Consider the following 1,918-nt stretch of genomic DNA (forward strand, 5'->3'; position numbering starts at 1 on the left):
ACGCCGACGTGTTGAACGGGACGATGTTCGCCCAGGCGGGCCTGTTCGCGGTGGAGACGTCCCTGTTCCGGTTGGTGGAGTCGTGGGGGGTGCGTCCGGACTTCCTGGTGGGTCATTCGGTGGGTGAGATCGCGGCCGCGCATGTGTCCGGCGCGCTGTCCCTGAGTGACGCGGCTGAGCTGGTGGTGGCTCGCGGCCGGTTGATGCAGGCGTTGCCGGCTGGTGGGTCGATGGTGGCGGTGGAGGCGACGGAGGCCGAGGTCCTGCCGTTGCTGAATGGTGAGGTGGGGATCGCGGCGGTCAACGGGCCGCGATCTGTCGTCGTGTCGGGTGCGGAGGCGGCGGTTGCAGATCTGGTCGCCACGTTCGAGGCGCAGGGCCGCAGGACGAGCACGCTGCGGGTGTCGCACGCCTTCCACTCGCCGTTGATGGAGCCGATGTTGGCGGAGTTCGGGGCGGTGGTGGCCGGGTTGTCGTTCGGCGAGGCGTCGATACCTGTGGTGTCGGGTGTGTCCGGGGACCTGGCGCAGGGGTGGGGCTCGGCTGAGTACTGGGTGCGGCATGTGCGTGAGGCGGTGCGGTTCGCGGATGCGGTGTCGTTCGTTGCGTCGCGTGGGGTGACGTCGTTCGTCGAGGTGGGTCCGGATGGTGTGCTGAGCGGGATGGCGCAGCAGTCCGTGGACACGGAGGCCGCGGTCTTCGTTCCGCTGGTGCGCAAGGGGCGCCCCGAGGTGGCGTCGGCCGTGATGGCGTTGGGACAGCTGCACGTCACTGGCACTTCGGTGGACTGGGCCGGCTTCTTCGAGGGTTCGGGTGCTCGCCGCGTCGATCTGCCGACGTATGCCTTCCAGCGCGAGCGGTACTGGATGGAAGCGGAAATCGGTGGCAACGACCCCGGTTCCTTCGGCTTGGGTACTACCGGGCACCCGCTCCTCGGTGCGGCAGTCGCTCTGGCGGAGGCCGACGAGGTGGTGCTCACCGGAAGGCTCTCCGTCGCGAACCAGACCTGGATCGCTGATCACGGCGTATTGGGGAGCGTGCTCCTGCCTGGCACAGCCTTCGTCGAGCTCGCCGTCAGAGCAGGTGACGAGGTCGGTTGCGACCTTCTGGAGGAGCTGACGCTCCAAGCGCCGCTCGTGCTGCCCGAACAGGGTGGCGTCGCGATTCAGGTGGCGATCGGCGCAGCAGATCAGGCGGGCCGGCGTTCGGTCGGCGTGTACTCACGAGCTGACGGTGCTGATCACGGCCCTTGGACCCGCCATGCCGAAGGCATCCTCGCCTTGGGAGCCAAAACCCCGGTTACGGACCTGGCCGCGTGGCCACCGAAGGGCGCTACGGCGATCAGCGTGGAGGGGGCCTACGAGCTCCTTTCGCAACGCGGCTACGGCTATGGGCCGGTGTTCCAGGGCCTCAAGGCTGCCTGGGCATCGGGGGAGGAGCTGTACGCGGAGGTTGCCCTGCCCGACTCGGCGCACGACGACGCCCAGCGCTTCGGCCTGCACCCCGCCCTGCTCGATGCCGCCATGCACGTGGCGCTCATGGATGACGGTTCACGGACCGACGAATCGACCGTCCTTCCGTTTGCCTGGACCGACGTCGCTCTTCACGCGGCAGGGGCATCGGCTCTCCGCGTCCGGATCGCACCGGCCGGCCAGGACAGTGTGTCGGTCCTGGTGGCCGACGGGTCCGGGAACCCCGTGCTCAGCGTGGGCGCGCTGGTCTCTCGTCCGGTGTCGGTGGAGCAGTTGGCTGCTGGTTCGGGTGTGGGTGGTGGGTTGCATGAGGTGGTGTGGCGGCCGTTGGTGGCTGCTGAGGGTGCTGTGGGTGTTGTGGGTGTTGGTGAGTGTGCGGTGTTCGAGGTGCCGGTGTCGGTGGGTGTGGATCCGGTGGTGGGTGTGCGGTCGGTGTTGGGTGGGGT

The 1,918-nt window shown here is 68.6% G+C and carries 1 protein-coding gene; it reads left to right on the forward strand.

Translation table 11 applies throughout. From position 1 onward, the window contains the following. Positions 1–1,918 (forward strand): acyltransferase domain-containing protein (locus ABZ434_RS36045; protein ID WP_359146327.1); only part of this gene is annotated, 1,918 nt, incomplete at both ends.

This window comes from Streptomyces sp. NPDC005761, assembly GCF_040630635.1.
Taxonomy (GTDB): domain Bacteria; phylum Actinomycetota; class Actinomycetes; order Streptomycetales; family Streptomycetaceae; genus Streptomyces.